A 19,603-nucleotide genomic window follows, 5' to 3' on the forward strand; every position below is an offset into this window, starting at 1 on the left:
GAGCGACCGCCGCCCTCCGCTAGACCGGCTGGAACTCGCCGAGGCGGTCCGCGTAGGGCGACCTCCCGGTCGCGGCCAGCCAGTGCGGATGGGTCACGTAGACCAGCTCGGTCTCCTCGTCCGCCGCGTAGACGACGTCCACACCGCTGCGCAGGTAGATGACCTCGCCCGCGCGCGCCGTCACCGAGCCCTCGGCGGTGCGCACCGTGAACGCGCCCCTCGTGATGATCAGAGCCTCGTCGTAGGCCATGGTCCACGGGTTGGTCTCGCCCTTCCCGTACCGGGCGAAGCCGACGCTCATCGCCGCTCCGCTCTGCTCGTCCAGCACATCGGCGAGGAACAGTTGCTGGTCCCCGCGCTGGAACCAGTTCGACGCCTGATCGCTGGTGAACAGCTCGACTGACATGGGAGCCCCTCTCGGACAGTAAATGGAAGAAGTTCCACTTCATCAAACCGGAAATGATTCCACTTAGTCAAGGGGTACGCTCCCGGTCGTGCGACTACCGATCGCCGGTGGTGGCCCGGCCGAACGGGCCGACGCGGCCCGCAACAGGCAGAAGATCCTGCGAGCCGCGGCTCGCCTCGTCGCCGCGCGGGGGGCGGACGCCCTCGCGCTCGACGAGGTCGCGGCGGCTGCGGGTGTCGGTGTGGGTACCGTCTACCGGCGGTTCGCCGACCGCGGCGTGCTGGCTCAGGCCCTGCTGGACGAGCGGGAGCGCCGGTTCCAGGAGGCGTTCATCAGCGGGCCCCCGCCGCTCGGACCGGGAGCCCCCGCCCTCGAAAGGATCCGGGCGTTTCTCCACGCGTTCGTCGACCGCCTGGAGGAGCAGGGCACGCTGCTCATGGTCGCCGAAACCGCGACACCGAAGGCCAGGTTCGAGACCGGCGCGTACCGCCTGCACCACAGCCACCTGGCCGGCCTGCTCGCCGAGGCCCGGCCCGGCACCGACGCCCACTTCCTGGCGGACGCCCTGCTGGCCCCCCTGGCCGCGGCGCAGTTCGTCCACCAGCGGGAGAACGACCTGAGCGTCGAGCGGATCAAGGCCGGACTGGACCAGCTGCTCGGCTGACGCCGGAACTACCGACCGAGGCGCGGCGTGCCGCGCTCACCCATCTGGACGTCGCCGTGCTCCACCAGGGTTTCCCGAGGCCGCGACAGCGCCGGCCGATCACGGCATCGCCAAGCCCGACCGCTACACGCTGACCGAGCTCATCGCGTGCGAGGCGGACCAGGTCAGGTGCTCGGCGTCGACTCGTAGCGGGCGGTCGTGGCCATCCAGTGCATCAGTCCGGAAGCCAGTGCCCGCACGCCTTCGGCGTAGCGGGCCGCCGGGTCCGGCAGGGCGGCCGCCGCGTCACACAGGAAGTCCAGCGTGAGCAGTTCGGCGTTGACCAGCTCGACGATCTTGGTTACCGCTTCGTCCTCGGTCAGGCCCTCGTGCGTGGTCAGCACCACCGCCAGGTTGGCGCCGGTGCCGTGGGCGGCTTCGCGCTGGTAGGAGAACAGGTCGTTGGCCCACGCGCTCGCGTTGCTGAGCCGCAGCGCCAGGTCGGTGATCTCCGGGCGGCTGGACACCTCGGCCGGCAGCCAGGCTTCGTTCGCCAGCTCGATGAGCGCGGCGGCGTAGAACATTCCTCCGTTGTAGTGGCGGGATGTCACGTACTGCGCCGTCGTGGGCACCGAGCTCGCCGCCCGGTGCATGCGCTCCTCCATGCTCGTTTCCAGATAGGCCAAATGGATCCGTGCGGCTCGGTCCAGCCAGTGTTCCGGTGCGACCGAACGGGTTTCGGTCCACAGCGAGTCCAGAAGTACCGCCAGCGGCTCGGCCGCCACGTCGGCCGCCGTGGCCTTGCCGGTGAGGATGTCGCGGAGGAGTCCGACCACATGGGCAGCGTGTTCGTCCTGGTCGGGGCCCCAGATCTCGTCGAGGAAGTCATCAAGGCACGACATGTGCGTCAGCAGTCGGCCGGCCAGCCAGAGACCGGGATAGTCGGCGTCGGGCCACATCCGCGCGTGCTCTTCGGCGCCCTGGAAGTTGAGGAACTGCCTGGTAAGGCGGTCGGCGTCCTCGTGACCGGAAAAAACACCCTGTTCGACGAACCACCGCTCGGTGTCGACGACGAGCTGGTCGAAGTGCGGGTTCAGGCGGGCGGGAAAAGGGCAGCTGATCACGAGGTTCGAGTCCGGCGCCTGCTCGCCGGGCCAGTGCACCGCAGGGGTCCAGCGGGTTGCCACCATAGTGAGATCCTCGTCCGTCGCCGGGCATCCATCCCGATGCCCGAGGTTCGAATGAAGCGGCCGAATGCCTTACAGGGCAGCGCATCCCCTCCAGTCGGCGGCGAAGTCGATCACTTGAACCATAGCGGCAGCCGCAGAGTGGATCAACCTCCAGTTCAGCTCTCCGTTAGAGCCAGTCAACTTTCGGTTAATCTGTCTACTTAGGACTCAAGGGAGTGCGGTTGGCAGTGTCTCACTATCCAAGAATGTGGTCTTGTTCGATTTCTCATCGGCGCCGGGAGCCGCGCGCCGTGCCGCGGCGCCACCACCGCGTCAGGGCGCCGACTCTTCTGCCTGTCGTGACCGGCCCAGCGTGATGAAGAAGCACTCGTGGCATTCGAACCAGATGCTGTGGTAGGAGTCGACCAGAACTCCGGTCAGATAACTGTCCGAACCGGACGCGAACTGGCTGTGCGCCCGGGCGAACCGTGCGCTGTACTCGGCGAAGTGCGGTGCCACCGGAGTGATCTCGACCAGGATCCGCTGCACCTGCTGGTCTGTCGCCGAAAGGCGGTCGACGAAGTCCGAAGGGCCCTGGTCCTCAGCGCGAGCCTGCCAGTCGGCGCACAGCTGCTTGAGGTCGTCGTTGAGCTTCCGGAAGACCTCGTAACGGTCGGCCACCAGGGTCAGCGCCTGCGGGCTGATTCCGGTCATCCGCCTGTCCGCGTACAGGCGACCGTTCGCGGTGATCTTCCAACCCAGCCGGGGTTTCCCGCTGTCCTCGGCCAGACCCCGGGACTCGAGGTCGCGCAGAGCGGCCGTGACCTGCTCCAGTGGGGAGTCGAGTGCCGCGCCGAGCGACTCTGGGGTGGCACGTCCTCTGATGCGGAGGATGTGCAGCGTCGGGTCCGCGATGTCGACGGGCATGGTGGTTCCTCCTCGTCCCGGGGGCGGGTACGCTGCCGGACTTCCTTGCCCCGCAGGGCATCCGACGATCCCGAGAGCAGGACAGGCATGAGCGCGGCAGCGGTGGGAGCGACGAGGGTACTGATCCTCGACGGCTCCGTCGAACCGGACCCGGTGGTCGTCGGTGGCAAGGCGGCCGGTATCGCGCGCATGGTCTCGGCCGGTTTCCCGGTACCGCCCGCGTTCGCGCTGTCCACTTCGGTGTGCCGCGAGTTCCTCGCCGAGGGCGACCGTGTCCTGGACGGGCTGTGGACCGACGTGCGCTCCGGAATGGGCTACCTGGAACGGCGCACCGGCAGGTCCTTCGGTTCGGCTGACGCGCCCCTGCTCGTCTCCGTGCGCAGCGGCGCGCCGACGAGCATGCCCGGCATGATGGACACCGTCCTCAACCTGGGCCTGAACCAGGAGATCGCGGACGGCCTCGCCCGCCTCGGGGGGGCGGCGTACGCGCGCGACACCCACCAGCGCTTCGAGCAGCTCTTCTCCGAGGTCGTCGGCATCGAGGACATCCCGGCCGATCCCTGGTCCCAGCTGCGTCTCGCGATCGCGGCGGTCTTCCGGTCCTGGCGCTCCCCGCGCGCCGTGGCCTACCGCCGCCGACACGGGCTCGACGACGAGGCCGGAACCGCCGTGACCGTGCAGGCGATGGTGTTCGGCAACGCGGACGACCGCTCCGGAACCGGCGTCCTGTTCACCCGGAACCCGTCCACGGGTGACCCGGAACCCCTCGGCGAGTGGCTGGCGCGTGCGCAGGGCGAGGACATCGTCTCCGGCACCCGCGCACCCCAGCCGCTCGACGCCCTCGCCGCGCTCCTGCCCGAGGTCCATGCCCAGCTCATCGGCCACGCGCACCGTCTCGAACAGCGGAACCGCGACGTGCAGGACATCGAGTTCACCGTGGAGAGCGGCCGACTCTGGCTGCTGCAGACGCGCTCGGCCAAACGCTCTCCGCGGGGTGCGGTCGCCATCGCCGCCGCGCTCGGCCGGGAAGGACTCATCTCGCCCGCGGAGGCCGTCTCCCGCGTGACCGCGGACCAGGTACGCGCGGTGTTGGTGCCGGGCCTCGATCCCGACGAACGCGCGGCCGCACCACTGCTCGCCCGGGGCACCCCGGCGTGCCCCGGCGTCGGCGCCGGTGTCGTCGTGACCGACCCGGACGAGGCCGAGGCCCGGGCGGCCGAGGGCGAGGAAGTGGTGCTCGCACGCCGGACGACGAGCCCGCACGACCTGCACGGAATGCTCGCCGCCGCCGCCATCGTCACCGAGATCGGCGGCGCGACCTCGCACGCGGCCGTGGTCAGCCGCGAGCTGGGGGTGCCCTGCGTGGTCGGCTGCGGCGAGGACACCGTGACCGGACTCGACGATCGGACGGTCACCGTGTGCGGTGACACGGGCGAGGTGCTGCAGGGGGAGATCACGCTCCGCGCACCGTCCGAACACGACGACGAGGACCTGCGTCTTCTCACCCAGTGGGCGCGCGAGATCTCGCCGCTGCCGGCATGGCGATCGGACGAGATCCCGACGGGCGCGCGAGTCGTGCACGAAGTGGACTATTCGTCCGACACCGCTGTCGAGAACGCGTTGCGTGACAACGTGCAGGCTGTGGTCACAGAGCACCCGCTGCCGGTGTTGCTGGCCGCGATCCGGGCGCGGCGGTGACCCCGGCGACGCCCGCGTACCCCCGTTCCGGGGTCTACCTGTGACAACGTGTCCGCGCGACTTCGTTGAGTCACCACCGAGTTCCGTTAACCAATCGCTGTGTGGTTTGATTTGCCGTCACCGGCACCGGGCTACACCGTTGCCTAGACGTCAGCGAGGACAAGGCGAAACAGTTGCGTGTTCCAACCGCAGAGAAAACCCAGGCGGGCCCGTGGTGGCGACGGTTGTTCTCGCGCCGGAAGTCAAAGACGAGCATCCGTAACCGCGTTCTCGCGATCGTGCTCATCCCCAGTGCGGCCCTGCTGGTCACCGGTGCCTCGGTCGCCGGCTACCTGATCTCGGAGGGCCTGGAAGCCAGGGACTTCTCCGGCTACCTCGGGCAGGCGATCGACCCGCTGGTCGAGTTCGAGTCCGTCGTCCAGCAGGAACGCACGCTCTCCCTGCGTGCCCTGGGCGGGGACTCGGCTGCGGTGGCCGGGCTGCAGGCGCAGCGGGACACCACGAACGCGGTGCTCGCCAAGATCGCCGATCTCGCCGAGGTCGTGCAGAACCTGAACCCGGACGCGGTTTCCCAGTCCAACGCCCAGTTCGCCGAGCTGTCCACCCAGCTCCAGCTGGTGCGCCAGGGCGTCGACGCCCGCCAGGCGAGCGTCACCGACGTCGACGGCTTCTACACCGGGCTCGCCGGCGTGGTCATCACCGGCCTCGAAGGGTCGGCGCGCACCACGCCGGACGCGGCGACCGCGGCCGAGGAGACGACCGCGGTCGACCTGTTCTGGGTGACCGACCTGCATTCCCGGGCGGTCGGCCTCGCCGCGGGCGGGGTGGCCCGAGGAGGGCTGACCACTCCCGAGCGACTCGTCGTCGCCCAGCTGGCCGGCTCCTACCGCAACCTGCTCATGGCGATGACCAGCCGGCTGACCGACACCGAAAAGGCCCGCTACGGTCGCCTGATCGCCTCCGACGCGTGGAAGACCGCCACCGCGGGCGAGGACGCCCTCGCTCAGCGCGGCGAGCTCGACATCTCGCTGTCCACCTGGCTCGAGGCCGAGGACGAGGTCTCCGCCGAACTGCTCGGTCTGTGGGGCGACCACTTCCGCCACGCCGAGTCCCTGGCCGAGGACGCGGCGAACAAGTCACTGCTGGGCTCGGTCCTCGCCGGTTCGCTCGTGCTCGTGTTGTCCGTCACGGCGTTCCTCATCGCCGTCCGCATGGCCAACGCGCTCGTCCGCCGGCTGCGGAGACTGCGCACGAACACCCTCGAGCTGGCCGACGAGAAGCTCCCCTCGATGGTGCAGCGCATCGCCGAGGGCCAGGACGTGGACGTCGACGCCGAACTGGTCCGGGTCGACCACGGCACCGACGAGATCGGACAGGTCGCCGAGGCCTTCGAGACCGCGCAGCGCACGGCGGTCGCCGCGGCCGCGGCCGAGGCGAAGACCCGCGGCGGCTTCAACAAGGTCTTCCTGGACATCGCCCACCGCAGCCAGCTCGTCGTGCACCGGCAGCTGGAGGTCCTCGATGTGGCGGAGTCCAAGCAGGGCGATCCGGAACACCTCGAGCTGCTGTTCCAGCTCGACCACCTCGCCACCCACGCACGGCGCAACGCCGAGAACCTCCTGATCCTGGGCGGTGGCCAGCCCGGCCGGAAGTGGCGCACCCCGGTGAAGCTGGAGGAGATCGTGCGGAGCGCGATCTCCGAGACCGAGGACTTCGTCCGGGTCAGCGCGGTCCGGCTGCCCGACGTGAAGGTCCTCGGGGCGGTGGTCGCCGACCTCATTCACCTCCTGGCCGAGCTCGTCGACAACGCGACGTCGTTCTCGCCGCCGGACGCGCCGGTGACCGTGCGCGGCAACCTCGTCGGCAAGGGCGTCGTGGTCGAGGTCGAGGACCAGGGCCTCGGTATCGCCTTCGAGGAACGGGAACGTCTCAACGAGACGTTGCGGAACCCGCCGGACTTCCAGGCGATGGCGCTGGCGGGGCAGCGGCACCTCGGTCTGTTCGTGACCGGTCAGCTGGCCAAACGGCACGACATCTCGGTCAGCCTGCAGGAGTCCGCCTACGGTGGGATCAAGGCGATCGTGCTCATCCCGTCGTCGGCCACCGAGACCGGGGACCGGGAGTCGCAGCAGCAGGTGCCGGCGGGAGTGTCCCGTCCGGGCAGGCAACAGGCGCCCCAGCCGAGCTTCGTGCCGCAGCCGACGCAGGACCCCGTTCCGCGGCTGCCCCGTGCGACCGGCGAGAGTTCCGGCCACTGGCCCAAGGAGGAGCCGGAGCCGATCACGTTGCCGCCGGCCTGGTCGGACTTCGAGGCGTTCGAACCCGTGACACCGGTCGCGGCCACCGAGCGGTTCGAACCGGTGGCCCCGCCGCCGGCGACCGCGCGACCCGCGGCCACGAGCAACGAACGTCCCCCGGCTCACGAACGTCCCCCGGCTAACGGTCGGCCTCCGGCGGCGGGTAACGAACGGCCGGCGGAGCCGGCGCAACGCGAGCGTGCGGCGGGTGCCGCGCCGCGCAAACGGCCGCCGCTGCCGCGGCGTCAGCGTCAGGCGAACCTCGTGCCACAACTGCAGGTGGACACCGAGTCCCCCCCGAAGACCAGTCGGCCCAGGCGCGTCCGCACCCCCGAGGAAGCCCACAAGTCGATGTCGTCCTTCCAGCGGGGAACACGTCAAGGGCGTGGTCAGCCCTCGGAGCACAACCGATGAACACGAATGGTCAGGCAATGAACGAAAACGTGGTCAGGGGCAACGCGAGCAGCCTGAACTGGTTGCTCGACGACATGGTGAAGCGCCTGGCTGGGGCCGAGAGAGCGGCCGCGTTGTCCGCTGACGGCCTGCTGCTGGGCCGGTCCGCGAGCCTCGACCGGGAAGACGGCGAACACCTCGCGGCGATGGCGTCGGCGTTCCGGAGCCTGGCCCGCGGGGTGGGCACGCAGTTCGACAAGGGACTTGTCCAGCAGACGGTCGTCGAGCTCGAGGACGGCTACCTCGTGGTGACCGAGGCAGGCGAGGGCGCGTGCCTCGCACTGCTGGCGTCGGCCAACGCCGACCTCGGCATGATCGCCTACGAGATGAACGTGATCGTCCAGAAGGTCGGCGACAACATGGCGGCGACCCCGCGGGGGAGGCTCACGGAGATGCCCGTTCCACACGCACCATGAAACACGGCAGGGACGACGGGTACTTCGAGCTCGATCCAGGACCCCTCATCCGCCCGTTCGCGGTGACCCGCGGGCGGGCCGGAAGGGACCTGCACGACCTCGACATCATCACGCTGGTTGTCGCCGTGCGTCCGGAGGCGGATGTCGCCGGGCTGGACCGGGAGTACGGCGACATCCTGCGGATGTGTTCACGCCAGCCACTCTCCGTCGCGGAGATCTCGGCCAAGATGGGCCTGTTGCTTGCGGCGGTGAAGGTGCTCGTCAGCGATCTCATCAGTTCCGGCCACCTCATTTACCGGTCGCCGCCTCCGCCCACCTCGGGCAGGCCCGACATCAAACTGCTGCAGGCGGTGCTCGATGGTGTTCGAAAACTCTGACCAATCCGCCGGCTCTCCTGGCCTGGCCGGGGTGCGGGCGGTCAAGCTGCTCATCGCGGGCGGGTTCGGGGTCGGCAAGACGACCCTGGTCACGGCGGTGAGCGAGATCAAGCCCCTGCGCACCGAGGAGCGGCTGTCCGCGATCGGGGCCGGGGTTGACGACCTGACCGGCGTCGAGCGCAAGACCACGACGACGGTGGCGCTGGACTTCGGCCGGATCACGATCAACTCCGAGGTGGTGCTCTACCTGTTCGGTACGCCGGGGCAGGACCGCTTCTGGTTCATGTGGAAGGAGCTGTCGGTCGGTGCCATCGGCGCGGTCGTACTGGTCGACACGCGGCGCCTCGGCGACTCCTTCGGGTCGATCGACTTCTTCGAGTCGCGGCAGATCCCGTTCATCGTCGCGGTGAACTGCTTCGACGGAGCGGAGGTCTACGACGAGGAAGAGGTGCGCCAGGCGCTCGACCTCGACGACAACGTGCCGGTGCAGATGTGCGACGCGCGCGACCGCACCTCGAGCAAGCATGTCCTCGTGCGCCTGTTGGAGCACGTCATGGCCCTCGCGACGGCTGGAGCGGCCGCCGGGAGGTGGTGACCCCGCCGGGGCGGTGCGCCTGGCCGACTGTTCAGCGCGCCCGCGTCGCGTAGGCGAGCCCGCGCCCCCGCCGGCGACCGGCGGGGGCGCGGGGGTGATCACCGGGTGGCGGGCTCCGTCGGCTGGACGGGGGAGAGGACCTCTACCACGCCGCGGTCGCCGTCGACGCGGATCCGCTGGCCGTCCCGGATGCGGCGGCTGCCATCCTCCGTCCCGCACACACACGGCAGGCCAAGCTCCCTGGCGACGATCGGACCGTGGCTGAGCAGACCGCCGAAGTCGGTGACCACTGCCCCGGCGACCAGGAACAGCGAAACCCAGCTGGGGTCGGTCGTCTCGCAGACGAGGATGTCGCCGTCGTCCAGCTCGGTGGCCGCCGGGTCGCGGACCACCCGGGCGCGTCCCTCGACGACGCCGCCGCTGGCCGCGACACCGGTGATCGTGGTGCCCGCCGGGGCGTCCGCCGCGGCCTCACCGCCGATCTCGATCAGCTCGGGCAACCCGGCCCACGCCTGGGGGAGCCGGTAGCGCAACCGGTCCTCGTACTGGGCGCGCCGCTGCCGGACGAGTTCGCGGTCGGGCGCGTCGCCGGACATCAGCTCGTCGTAAGTGAGGTGGAAGACGTCCGCGGCGTCGTCCAGGAGCCCTCGCTGCGCCAGGTCCGCCCCGACCCGCCGGGCAGCGGCGCGGGCGACGTCGAACGTGAGGAGGTACCCGGCCTTGCCCTGTTCGCGCAGCGCGAGAAAGCGGGCCGCGAGGTTGGTCAGCAGCTTGATCGACCGGCGCTGGAGCGGGGACACGGCCTTCTTGAGCTCTTCGGCCGCCGCGTGCCGGACCCGGGTCTGCTCGGCACTGCGGTTGCGGGGCGCCTTCGGGTCGTCCTCGGACACCGCGCGGTAGTCCTCGAGGCGGGCGAGGATCGGCGCCGGGTCCTCCCGCCACGAGGTGCTGTGCAGCTGGCCCTCGTGCGGGCCGTGGTAGCCGTGCCGGTCCAGGAAGGTCGCCAGGTCGAGGCGCTCGTGCGCGAGCAGCCAGAGGTCGTGGGCGACCTCGTTCTCGTCCGAGCCCACGCCCGACAGCAGCCGGGACTCCAGGCCGGGCACCTTAGCGGCGGTGACCATGGCGGTGAGTCGGTCGGCCACTCCCGAGCTGACGAACGTCGTCAGCAGGTGGAGGATCATGATCTGCTGGAAGCGCTCCCGGGCGTCGCGCAGGACAGCCAGGTTGTCGGCGGCGGTCTGGCCGGCGATCTCGGGCAGGGTTCGCAGGCGCCACTCGCGGAGCTCGGCGAACATGCGGTCGTGCCGCTTGGGCAGGGTGATGACGGCGCGCGGCGCCTTCACCCCGATGATCGGGTACCGGCGCATCGAGTTCTCGTCGACGGTGCCTTCCCGCACGTAACCGAACAGCTGCTGCTCGATGGCGGTCGCCGAGGTGCCGGGGATGAAGCCGGCGACCGTGCGGAACTGGTTGATGTTGGCCGCGGCGCGGCCGGCGAAGGCGGTCCAGAACTGGTCCTCGATGCGCTCGGGTACCGCGAGCGCGGCCTTGCCGAACACCCCCATGCTCCGGAACATCTTGCGGAACGCCAGCTCCATCGGCCGGTGGATGAAGGTGAAGCCGAGCGCCGTGGAGACTCCGGGGAACGCTTCGGCGACGTTGCCGGTGGTCCAGGTCACGCCGGGATCGCACGCCGCGTTGTCGAGCGGGTCGGATCCTGGTGTGGGAGAGAGCATGTGCGACACCTATCAGCGTTTGGTTACGGGGGACTGACGGATCGTAGTCCGCTGCGTGATCGACACGTAAGGGGCGAGAAGAGCTTGCGGGCGACGAAAATCTGAGACGCACTCGCCGCGCGTCGGCGCGAGCGACAAATCCAGCAACGCATGGTTACGAGGGGACTAACTCTGCGCCATCGATCCAGGTCAGCGGGGCGATCTTGTTAGGCTGAGGCCCGGTGGCATGGGAAGGCGGCTGGGATCGTGGCGGACAAGCGTCGAAGAGGCAGGCCGCCCAGGTCCGCCGGCGCGGACACCCGCCAGGAAATTCTCCGGGTGGCCCGTCAGGTGTTCAGCGAGCTGGGCTACGAGCGCACCACGTTTCAGGAGATCGCGACCAGGGCTGGCCTCACGAGGCCCGCGGTCAACCACTACTTCCGGGACAAGGCGGCGCTGTACCGGGCGCTGTTCGAGTCCGTGCAGGAGGGTGTGGTCGGCGCCAGCGTGGAACAGGCGGTCGCGCAGCAGACCCTTCCGGGACGGCTGTCGGCGTTCCTCGAGGCCGCCGTCCAGATCGACTCGCGGGACCGGTCGTTCGCGCGGTTCATGGCCGCGTCGGTGCTCGACGGGTACCGGCACGAGGGTCTCCGCGACAGCACCCTGGAGCAGATCGAGCAGGTTCGCGAGTTCGTGCGCCTGGCGCTGCGGTCCGCCGTCGAGGCGGGCGAGGTGCGCGCGGAGGTCGACATTCCGGCCGTGACGGAAATGATCGTCGCGGTGTTGTGGGGAATGACTTTGTATGCCGGCTTCGTTGGCACACATGAACAATTGGAAGAGGTAGTGGACCAATTTTCCCGGTTGATTTCCGGCACTCTCTGGTGAGGGGGCCCAGTCGCCGTCCGGACCCTCTCACCAGCCGCTTCGCGGCGGCGCGAACGACACGTAATTGACGCCAGCGTAAATTTCGAGCGGCCGCCGCACTGAACAGCAGTGTTTATAGTGACGACGTGGTCAGGCCCAAGGTCCCGTTGATCTCGCGGCGCACAGCGCTCGAGGTCGCTCTCGAGATCATCGACAGCGACGGACTCGACGCGCTGAGTATCCGGCGCCTCGCGACCGCGCTGGGTGTCAACGGCGCCTCGCTCTACCACCACTTCAGCAGCAAGGAGGACATCGTTTTCGGCGCGGTGGAGCTGGCGCTGGCGGAGGTGCGCGGCGTCGGCGAGCCCGGCGCGTCCTGGCGTCAGTGGCTGCCGGAGAACGCGCGTAGCCTGCGTCGCGCTCTGCTCGCCCACCCCGCGTTGCTGCCGGTCGTCGTCAGGGCCCGGTCACACGGCCTGGGTGCGCGCCTGCTGGACGCCTCCGCCGCCCGCCTCATGGGCGACGGCGTCCCGAGTGCCGTGGTGATGCCCCTGCTCGACGCGCTCGCGGCGTTCGCCATCAGCAGCGCCCTGCACGAGACCCAGAGCGGCGGCCCGGAGGAGAGTGCCGCCGAGGAGTATCCGGCCCTGGCGAAGGCCGCGGCCGAGCGCGGGCTGGACGCCGACCAGATCTACGACCTCGTCATCGCGAGCATCCTGCAGGCCATCGACACCGCGGTCGAGCAACAACGCGCACGGTGGATGCCCTCGCCACCGGTACCCGTGGAGGGCGCGCTGTAGCGCGGACCCGTGGTGGGTGGGTCGGTCTCATTGCCGCCCCAGCCCCCGACGCCCCGGAACACGATGCCCGTGGTCGAACCGAGAGGTCGACCAACGGTAGTGTTGATCAAGCACGCGAACTCGATCAACCCTCCTGGCCGGCCACGATGGCGCCCCCGGCAGGACTCGAACCTGCGACCCAGAGCTTAGAAGGCTCCTGCTCTCTCCGCTGAGCTACGAGGGCATGCAGGGCCGCCGCTGCCGGTTCGGCAGACTGCTGCCCCTGGATCTGATCGCTCGGGAGCGCTCCGCCGTTTCCGAATCTGCTCAGATCGCTGATGTGATTTGCGTCGGGCTATCGCGGCGCCGGGCCTGTCGAGGCTCGGACCTGCAGTTCCACGCCCACGGTCACCGGTTTGCCCGGTCTCGATCCGTCGAGCATCCGCAGGGCCAGCGTGCCGGCCTGTCTGCCCTTCTCCACCAGGTCCTGGCGCACGGTGGTCAGCGACGGCGTTCCCCAGCTCGCCGCGGGGGTGTCATCGAAACCCACGATCGACACCTCCCCGGGCACCGCCAGCCCCAGCTCGTCGGCCGCCCGCAGCGCTCCCAGGGCCAGCTCGTCGGACATGCAGAGCACCGCCGTCGGTCTCGGGTGCTGCGTCAACAGCCACGTGGTGCCCTCCCTGCCGAACTCCCGGGTGTTGCCCGGCGCCTCCCAGAGCGGCACCTGCTCGGCGACGATACCGCCCTCGGCCAGCCCCTCGAGATATCCCGCGTACCGGTCGAGCGTGACGCGGAAGTGGGCCTCGCGAAGCCGGGCGGGCGTCGCCAACCCTCCCTGGCCGTTCGCGCTGAGGCTCAGGCCGAGGACGGCCACCCGCTGGTGACCGAGCTCGACCAGGTGCCTGCCGGCGAGCAGCGCGCCCCCGTAGTCGTCCACCTGCACCCGCGCCGAGCCCGGCACCACCGGCTGGTCGACGATCACCAGGGGCAGCTTGCGCTCCTGTGCGGCCCGCAGAGCCGGCGCGTCGTCCGGTAGCGAGTACGCGACGACGACATCGGTCTGGGCGCGGATCACGCTTTCCGCGCGGGGTCCGCCGTCGCCGATCCCGGGCAGCAGCAGCAGCGACCGGTCACCGCTGTCTACTGTGGACGCCAGGGCGTCCAGCATGATGCACAGTGCCAGGTCGGAGAACGCCGAGGACAGACCCTCGCACAGCATGAACGCCACCGAGCCGCTGCGCTGGGTGGCCAGGGACCGCGCGACCGGGTCCGGTCCGGCGTAGCCGAGCTTCCTGGCCGTCGCGATGATCCGCTCGCGCAGCTGCGGGGAGAGCTGGTCGGGCCGGTTGTAGGCGTTCGACACCGTCGCCCTGGACACCCCGACCTCGCGGGCGACGGTGTCCAGGGTGGGTCTCCGCGCCCGGTCCTGGCTCACCGGGCAAGCCTAGGACCGTTCGGCGGGCCTCCTGGCGTAGCGGTGTCTGAAGCGCTTCAGTTACCCTCGGGCGGAGGGGCTCCGGAGGGAGGCCAGGGGTGCGAGCGGAACGTTGGTCGGTGTTCGTCATCTTCGCGCTGAACGGCGTGGTCCTTGGCTCGTGGGCGCCGCGGATGCCAGCGTTCACCGCGCAGATCGGTGCGAACGAGGGCGAGCTCGGCCTCGCCCTCCTCGGCGGGAGCGTGGGCATGATCGCGGCCGCGTCGATGGCCGGGCGCTGGTGTGCCCGCTTCGGCGCACGCGCGCTCCTTCTCGTGTCGGTGCTGGCCACGACGGTCGCGCTGCCGGTCATGGGGACGGTCGGCTCGCCGCTGCAGCTCGGTCTCGCGCTCGTCCTGGTCGGCGCCACGGTGGGCACCTTCGACGTCTCGATGAACATCGCGGCGGTCACCGTCGTTCGCCGCACCGAACGGCCGCTGATGCCGGTCTTCCACGCCGGGTTCAGCATCGGTGCGCTGGTCGGGTCGTTGGGTGCCGCCTTCGCCGCGGCGCACCGGATCGGCCTGCTCCCGCACTTCCTCGTCGTCTCCGGGCTCATCGTCGCCGTGAATCTCGTGACCATCAGGAACGTGCCGCGCGAGGAGCGCGTCACCGAGTCCGCGGCGGAGGACACGACCGACCGCCGGATGCTTCGTCGTCCGGTGTTGTGGCTGCTCGGCATGATCGCCCTGTGCTCGGCAATCGTCGAGGGCGCGAGCGGCGACTGGTCGGCCCTGTTCGCCGTCCGGGAGCGCGGGATGGGCGAGGGCGCCGCGGCGGTCACGTTCTCCGTGTTCTGCGTGGCGATGGCGATCGTGCGACTGCTTGGTGAGCAGGCAGAACGCCGGTGGAGCCCCGAGCGGCTCCTGGTCGCCGGCTCGCTCGCGGCGGCCTTCGGGCTGCTGCTCACCGCGGTCGTGCCCGGTGCCCCGCTCGCCTTCGTCGGCTTCGCGCTCGCCGGGGGCGGTCTGGCCTTCGCCTTCCCGATCGCGTTGAACCTCGCCGGCGCGGTCGGGCGCCGGGGTGACGGAACCGGGGGCGAGCACGAGATCGCCTTCGTCACGACCATCGCCTACAGCGGCTTCCTGGTCGGGCCGCCGATGATCGGGGCGGTGGCGCACCTCGCCAACCTCGAGGTGGCGATCGGCTTCGCCGGGGTCATCGCCGCGTTGATCGCTCCGGTCGCCCTCGCGGCGGCCGCGGCCCGGCGCCGCGAGGACGCCGAGTCACGGGACCGGGAGCCCGCCCTGGTCGAATAGGTGAGCGACCGTCCGTGCTCGTCACCCGGTGACTACCCTCGAAAGGGTGTCCGTCGACAGTTCGCCGCAGAAGGCCCCTGCGGCACCCCGTTCCGGTGCCACAGCCGGCCTGCTGCCGCTGATCGTCATCGGCGTCCTGCTCGCCGTGCTGGCCGCCGTCGCCCTGCTCTCGGTCACCGCCGGCGACTCGGGTGCGGTCAACCTGTACGGCCTCACCGTCGTCCGGGTGCTCGCCGAGATCGGCATGGTCCTCACCATCGGCTCGCTGCTGTTCGCCGCGTTCATGGTGGCTCCGCAGCGGTCCGGGATCCTCGACGTCAACGGTTACGCGGCGCTCCGCGTCGCCGGGCTGGCGGCCGTCCTCTGGTGTCTGGCCTCCCTCGCGGCGGTGGTGTTCACGGAGGCCGACGCCATCAACAAGCCGGTCTCGCAGGTGCTCAACGCCGACACGCTGATCACGCTGCTCGAGATAATCGAGCAGGCCAAGGCGTGGCTGATCACGGCCCTGGTCGCGATGGTGGTCGCGGTCGGGACCCGGTTCGCCCTCTCGTGGGGCAGCACCGTCGTCCTGTTCGGCGTCGCGCTGTTCGGCCTCACCCCGGTCGCCGTGACGGGGCACTCCTCCAGCGGCGGCCAGCACGACCTGGCGACGAACAGCCTGCTGTTCCATCTGGTCGCCGCGTCGCTCTGGGTGGGCGGACTGGTCGCGTTGCTCGTCTTCGGTCGACGGATTCCCAGCGGCCCCGCCCTTCGGCTGGCCGCCACCCGGTTCTCCGCGACAGCCCTGGTCTGCTGGATCGTCATGGCGGCCTCCGGCACGCTCAACGCCTGGGTCCGCCTGCCCGTCGCCGACCTGTTCACCGCCGAGTACGGGCTGCTCGTTCTCGCGAAGACCGCCGCACTGGTCGTGCTCGGCGTGTTCGGCTTCGTGCACCGCCAGAAGACCGTTGCCACGATCGTGGCCGGGGGGTCGGGCAGCTCGCTGGTGCGCCTGGCCGCGGTCGAGGTGCTGGTGATGTTCCTGACCATCGGCATCGCGGCCGCGCTCGCTCGGACGCAACCACCGGGCCTGGACTACCAGCCTGGCGCGGTCGAGATGCGGCTCGGCTACCCGCTGGACGGGCCGCCCACGTTTTGGACGCTGCTCACGGACTGGCGCTTCGACCTCGTCTTCGGGACGCTCGCGATCACGCTCGCGGTCCTCTACCTGCTCGGGGTGCGCCGGCTGCGCGCCCGGGGGGACGCGTGGCCGGTCGGGCGGGTCGTCGCCTGGCTGTGCGGTTGCCTGGTCGTGCTGTTCGCGACGTCCTCGGGGATCGGCCGCTACGCGCCGGCCATGTTCAGCGTCCACATGGAAGCGCACATGCTGCTGTCCATGCTCGCGCCGGTGCTGCTGGTGCTGGGTGCCCCGGTGACGCTCGCGCTGCGTGCCCTGCCGGTGGCCGGGCGGGACGGTTCACCCGGTCCGCGGGAATGGCTGCTGGCGGCGGTGCGCTCACCGGTGTCGAAGCTCCTCACCCATCCGGTGGTCGCGCTGGTCCTGTTCGTGGGCTCCTTCTACGTTCTGTACTTCTCTGGGTTGTTCGACGCCGCCCTGGAGAAGCACTGGGCACACCTGCTGATGAACGCCCACTTCCTGATCGTCGGCTACCTCTTCTACTGGCCGGTGATCGGCGTCGACCCCTCCCCGCGACGGCTGCCGCACGTCGGACGGCTGGGGATGGTGTTCGCCTCGCTGCCGTTCCACGCGTTCTTCGGCGTGATCATGATGAGCATGCAGACCGTGGTCGGCGAGGACTTCTACCGGCAGCTCAGCCTGGCGTGGGTCCCGGACCTGCTCGCCGACCAAAGCCTCGGTGGCGGAATCGCCTGGGCCGCCGGCGAGGTTCCGCTGCTGCTGGTGCTGGTGGCGCTGCTGGTGCAGTGGGCCAGGGCCGACGACCGCGAGGCGCGCCGCAACGACCGCCGGGCCGACGACGACGGGGACGCCGACCGGGCCGCGTACAACGCGATGCTGGCCACGCTGTCCGGTGGCGAGGCGGCGGACAGGGCTGGTCGGGACGACACCGACCAGGAGCAGGCCGGCACGCGCGGCGAGAGCACCTGACCGCTCACGCGGTAGCACACCTCCCCGACATAGCCCCTCGTGAGAACGCTCCCAACCCCCACCTGTCCACAACTCCGCCACTTGTCCACAGCCAGCGTCTCTCCCACCCCACACCCCTCCTCGGCCCGGCAGGGTGGAGTCATACGCCCACCCGCACCAGCCGAAGGAGCAGCGATGTTCGAGACCCACCTGACCGTGGCCGGCCGCGTTGTCACCGAGCCCACCAGGCACACCTTCCCGAACGGGGACCTCAAGACCAGCTTCCGGCTGATGGCCGTGGAGCGTCGGTTCGACCGCGAGGCCCAGGAGTGGGTCGACGGCGAACGCGTCTTCGTCACGGTCAACGCCTACCGCAGGATGGCCGAGGGGGTGGCGGCCTCCCTGGTCAGGGGCGACAGCGTCCTGGTGACCGGGCGGTTCTACATCCGCGAGTACTCGACCGAGAACGGCGAGCGCCGGAGCGCGGCCGAGCTCGACGCCCGGGCACTGGGGCCGGACCTGGCGTGGTGTTCGGTGGTGGTGGACCGGCCGCCCCGGCCCATGGCGCCGCCGAGCAGTAGTGGAACGCCGGGGGAGGAGGTGGTCTCCCAGCGCGCGGCGTAAGGGGGGTACCCCGGGGGTGCTCCACCGCTCCGAGCGGCGGGTATAACCTCCGTGGCGACGATCGGGGGAAGATCGTCCGCCTTGTTGTGCCACACCGCGGTCACGGCCCAGAGCGGACCGCTCTACGATCGCGGCCATGGCCGAGTTCATCTACACCATGAAGAAGGTGCGCAAGGCGCACGGGGACAAGGTCATCCTTGACGATGTGACCATCGCGTTCTACCCCGGAGCGAAGATCGGGGTGGTGGGTCCCAACGGCGCCGGCAAGTCCAGCGTGCTCAAGATCATGGCCGGATTGGACCAGCCCAACAACGGCGAGGCGTTCCTGTCCCCCGGGTACACCGTCGGCATCCTGCAGCAGGAGCCGCCGCTCAACGAAGACAAGACCGTCCTCGGCAACGTCGAGGAGGGTGTCGGCGAGATCAAGCAGAAGCTTGACCGCTTCAACGAGATCGCCGAGAAGATGGCGACCGACTACTCCGACGAGCTCATGGAGGAGATGGGCAAACTCCAGGAGGACCTCGACCACGCCGACGCCTGGGACCTGGACTCCCAGCTCGAGCAGGCCATGGACGCGCTGCGGTGCCCGCCGCCGGAGGCGGACGTGAAGGTGCTCTCCGGTGGCGAGCGCCGCCGGGTGGCCCTGTGCAAGCTCCTGCTGTCCAAGCCCGACCTGTTGTTGCTGGACGAGCCGACCAACCACCTGGACGCGGAGAGCGTGCTCTGGCTCGAGCAGCACCTGGCGCAGTACCCCGGTGCGGTCCTGGCCGTCACCCACGACCGGTACTTCCTGGACAACCTCTCGCAGTGGATCATGGAGCTCGACCGCGGACGAGCTCACCCCTACGAGGGCAACTACTCGACCTACCTCGAGAAGAAGGCCGAGCGGTTGGCGGTCCAGGGCAAGAAGGACCAGAAGCTGCAGAAGCGGCTCAAGGACGAGCTGGCCTGGGTGCGGTCCAACGCCAAGGCCCGGCAGACCAAGTCCCGTGCACGTCTCGACCGCTACGAGGAGATGGCGGCGGAGGCCGAGCGCACCCGCAAGCTCGACTTCGAGGAGATCCAGATCCCGCCGGGGCCCCGGCTGGGCAACGTGGTCGTCGACGTCGAGAACCTGCGCAAGGGGTTCGGCGACCGGGTGCTGATCGACGGCCTGTCGTTCAGCCTTCCCCGCAACGGCATCATCGGCGTGATCGGGCCGAACGGGGTCGGCAAGACGACGCTGTTCAAGACGATCGTCGGCCTCGAGGAGCCGGACAGCGGCTCGGTCAAGATCGGCGACACGGTCAAGCTGTCGTACGTGGACCAGGAGCGGGGCGGTATCGACCCCAAGAAGAACGTCTGGGAGGTGGTGTCGGAAGGGCTGGACTACATCCACGTCGGTCAGGTCGAGATGCCCTCCCGCGCGTACGTCAGCGCGTTCGGGTTCAAGGGCGCGGACCAGCAGAAGCCGTCCGGGGTGCTCTCCGGTGGCGAGCGCAACCGGCTCAACCTGGCGCTCACCCTCAAGCAGGGCGGCAACCTGATCCTGCTCGACGAGCCGACCAACGACCTCGACGTGGAGACCCTCGGTTCGCTGGAGAACGCCCTCGAGCAGTTCCCCGGCTGTGCCGTGGTGATCTCCCACGACCGGTGGTTCCTGGATCGGGTCGCGACCCATATCCTCGCGTGGGAAGGCACGGACGAGAACCCCGCCAAGTGGTTCTGGTTCGAGGGCAACTTCGAAGGGTACGAGAAGAACAAGATCGAGCGTCTCGGTGAGGAAGCCGCACGTCCGCACCGGGTGACATATCGCAAGCTCACCCGGGACTAGGTTGG

General features: G+C 69.9%; 17 protein-coding genes and 1 tRNA gene. 12 read left to right on the forward strand and 6 right to left on the reverse strand.

The genetic code is table 11. From position 1 onward, the window contains the following. Window positions 1-19 precede the first annotated feature (19 nt). Window positions 20-406, reverse strand: a complete 387-nt coding sequence (locus BU204_RS15140; RefSeq protein ID WP_075126304.1) for a cupin — start codon at window positions 404-406, stop codon at window positions 20-22. 88 nt (window positions 407-494) lie between these two features. Here BU204_RS15140 and BU204_RS15145 point away from each other — a divergent pair, with 88 nt between their 5' ends. Further along, window positions 495-1,070, forward strand: coding sequence for a TetR family transcriptional regulator (locus BU204_RS15145; protein ID WP_075126305.1), 576 nt, complete (start codon window positions 495-497; stop codon window positions 1,068-1,070). Window positions 1,071-1,234: 164 nt separating this feature from the next. Here the strand turns inward: BU204_RS15145 and BU204_RS15150 are convergent, their stop codons facing one another. Together BU204_RS15150 and BU204_RS15155 are read right to left on the reverse strand one after the other, a co-directional pair. Beyond that, window positions 1,235-2,239 (reverse strand): terpene synthase family protein, encoded by a 1,005-nt coding sequence (locus tag BU204_RS15150; protein ID WP_075126306.1) that lies wholly within the window; start codon window positions 2,237-2,239, stop codon window positions 1,235-1,237. A gap of 312 nt (window positions 2,240-2,551) precedes the next feature. Next, entirely contained in the window at window positions 2,552-3,145 is a 594-nt protein-coding gene (locus BU204_RS15155) for a hypothetical protein (protein ID WP_075126307.1), read from the reverse strand. A gap of 87 nt (window positions 3,146-3,232) precedes the next feature. Between BU204_RS15155 and BU204_RS15160 the strand changes: the two genes are divergently transcribed. The 5 genes from BU204_RS15160 to BU204_RS15180 all read left to right on the forward strand — a co-directional run bounded on the left by BU204_RS15160 (window position 3,233) and on the right by BU204_RS15180 (window position 8,981). Then, window positions 3,233-4,843, forward strand: a complete 1,611-nt coding sequence (locus BU204_RS15160; RefSeq protein WP_075126308.1) for a pyruvate, phosphate dikinase — start codon at window positions 3,233-3,235, stop codon at window positions 4,841-4,843. A gap of 278 nt (window positions 4,844-5,121) precedes the next feature. Further along, window positions 5,122-7,554 (forward strand): sensor histidine kinase, encoded by a 2,433-nt coding sequence (locus tag BU204_RS15165; protein ID WP_158073467.1) that lies wholly within the window; start codon window positions 5,122-5,124, stop codon window positions 7,552-7,554. 17 nt (window positions 7,555-7,571) lie between these two features. Further along, window positions 7,572-8,009 (forward strand): roadblock/LC7 domain-containing protein, encoded by a 438-nt coding sequence (locus tag BU204_RS15170; protein WP_075126310.1) that lies wholly within the window; start codon window positions 7,572-7,574, stop codon window positions 8,007-8,009. Window positions 8,010-8,071: 62 nt separating this feature from the next. Next, the gene (locus BU204_RS15175; RefSeq protein ID WP_332888579.1) at window positions 8,072-8,386 is read left to right on the forward strand and encodes a DUF742 domain-containing protein; all 315 of its coding nucleotides are present in this window, start codon (window positions 8,072-8,074) and stop codon (window positions 8,384-8,386) included. Then, window positions 8,367-8,981, forward strand: coding sequence for a GTP-binding protein (locus BU204_RS15180; RefSeq protein ID WP_075126312.1), 615 nt, complete (start codon window positions 8,367-8,369; stop codon window positions 8,979-8,981). The genes BU204_RS15175 and BU204_RS15180 overlap by 20 nt, the downstream gene beginning before the upstream one ends. Window positions 8,982-9,079: 98 nt before the next feature. On the opposite strand, the gene BU204_RS15185 is transcribed toward BU204_RS15180, so the two are convergent. Next, window positions 9,080-10,717, reverse strand: a complete 1,638-nt coding sequence (locus tag BU204_RS15185) for a PEP-utilizing enzyme (protein WP_075126313.1) — start codon at window positions 10,715-10,717, stop codon at window positions 9,080-9,082. A 318-nt stretch (window positions 10,718-11,035) separates the two neighbouring features. On the opposite strand from BU204_RS15185, the gene BU204_RS15190 reads away from it, so the two are divergent. Together BU204_RS15190 and BU204_RS15195 are read left to right on the forward strand one after the other, a co-directional pair. Next, window positions 11,036-11,581 carry a TetR/AcrR family transcriptional regulator gene (locus tag BU204_RS15190; RefSeq protein WP_083661335.1) on the forward strand — a complete coding sequence of 182 codons (546 nt, stop codon included), beginning with the start codon at window positions 11,036-11,038 and terminating at the stop codon, window positions 11,579-11,581. Window positions 11,582-11,706: 125 nt separating this feature from the next. Next, window positions 11,707-12,360 carry a TetR/AcrR family transcriptional regulator gene (locus BU204_RS15195; RefSeq protein ID WP_075126315.1) on the forward strand — a complete coding sequence of 218 codons (654 nt, stop codon included), beginning with the start codon at window positions 11,707-11,709 and terminating at the stop codon, window positions 12,358-12,360. A 147-nt stretch (window positions 12,361-12,507) separates the two neighbouring features. On the opposite strand, the gene BU204_RS15200 is transcribed toward BU204_RS15195, so the two are convergent. Both BU204_RS15200 and BU204_RS15205 read right to left on the reverse strand, forming a co-directional pair. Next, a tRNA-Arg gene (locus tag BU204_RS15200) sits at window positions 12,508-12,583 on the reverse strand. 111 nt (window positions 12,584-12,694) lie between these two features. Beyond that, entirely contained in the window at window positions 12,695-13,777 is a 1,083-nt protein-coding gene (locus BU204_RS15205) for a LacI family DNA-binding transcriptional regulator (RefSeq protein ID WP_075126316.1), read from the reverse strand. A gap of 98 nt (window positions 13,778-13,875) precedes the next feature. On the opposite strand from BU204_RS15205, the gene BU204_RS15210 reads away from it, so the two are divergent. The 4 genes from BU204_RS15210 to ettA all read left to right on the forward strand — a co-directional run bounded on the left by BU204_RS15210 (window position 13,876) and on the right by ettA (window position 19,598). Beyond that, window positions 13,876-15,075, forward strand: coding sequence for an MFS transporter (locus tag BU204_RS15210; protein ID WP_075126317.1), 1,200 nt, complete (start codon window positions 13,876-13,878; stop codon window positions 15,073-15,075). A gap of 46 nt (window positions 15,076-15,121) precedes the next feature. Then, window positions 15,122-17,182, forward strand: coding sequence for a cytochrome c oxidase assembly protein (locus BU204_RS15215; protein ID WP_233160337.1), 2,061 nt, complete (start codon window positions 15,122-15,124; stop codon window positions 17,180-17,182). Window positions 17,183-17,356: 174 nt separating this feature from the next. Beyond that, the gene (locus tag BU204_RS15220) at window positions 17,357-17,785 is read left to right on the forward strand and encodes a single-stranded DNA-binding protein (protein WP_075126318.1); all 429 of its coding nucleotides are present in this window, start codon (window positions 17,357-17,359) and stop codon (window positions 17,783-17,785) included. 136 nt (window positions 17,786-17,921) lie between these two features. Then, on the forward strand, window positions 17,922-19,598 hold the full coding sequence (gene ettA / locus BU204_RS15225) for an energy-dependent translational throttle protein EttA (RefSeq protein ID WP_075126319.1): 1,677 nt from the start codon (window positions 17,922-17,924) through the stop codon (window positions 19,596-19,598). Window positions 19,599-19,603 lie beyond the last annotated feature (5 nt).

This window comes from Actinophytocola xanthii, from assembly GCF_001921205.1.
Lineage (GTDB): Bacteria > Actinomycetota > Actinomycetes > Mycobacteriales > Pseudonocardiaceae > Actinophytocola > Actinophytocola xanthii.

Coding starts and splice junctions, on each gene's coding strand:
- BU204_RS15180 (WP_075126312.1), top strand. CDS start 8,367: ATGGTGTTCGAAAACTCTGACCAATCCGCCGGCTCTCCTGGCCTGGCC.
- BU204_RS15155 (WP_075126307.1), bottom strand. CDS start 3,145: ATGCCCGTCGACATCGCGGACCCGACGCTGCACATCCTCCGCATCAGA.
- ettA (WP_075126319.1), top strand. CDS start 17,922: ATGGCCGAGTTCATCTACACCATGAAGAAGGTGCGCAAGGCGCACGGG.
- BU204_RS15170 (WP_075126310.1), top strand. CDS start 7,572: ATGAACGAAAACGTGGTCAGGGGCAACGCGAGCAGCCTGAACTGGTTG.
- BU204_RS15160 (WP_075126308.1), top strand. CDS start 3,233: ATGAGCGCGGCAGCGGTGGGAGCGACGAGGGTACTGATCCTCGACGGC.
- BU204_RS15140 (WP_075126304.1), bottom strand. CDS start 406: ATGTCAGTCGAGCTGTTCACCAGCGATCAGGCGTCGAACTGGTTCCAG.
- BU204_RS15185 (WP_075126313.1), bottom strand. CDS start 10,717: ATGCTCTCTCCCACACCAGGATCCGACCCGCTCGACAACGCGGCGTGC.
- BU204_RS15220 (WP_075126318.1), top strand. CDS start 17,357: ATGTTCGAGACCCACCTGACCGTGGCCGGCCGCGTTGTCACCGAGCCC.
- BU204_RS15150 (WP_075126306.1), bottom strand. CDS start 2,239: ATGGTGGCAACCCGCTGGACCCCTGCGGTGCACTGGCCCGGCGAGCAG.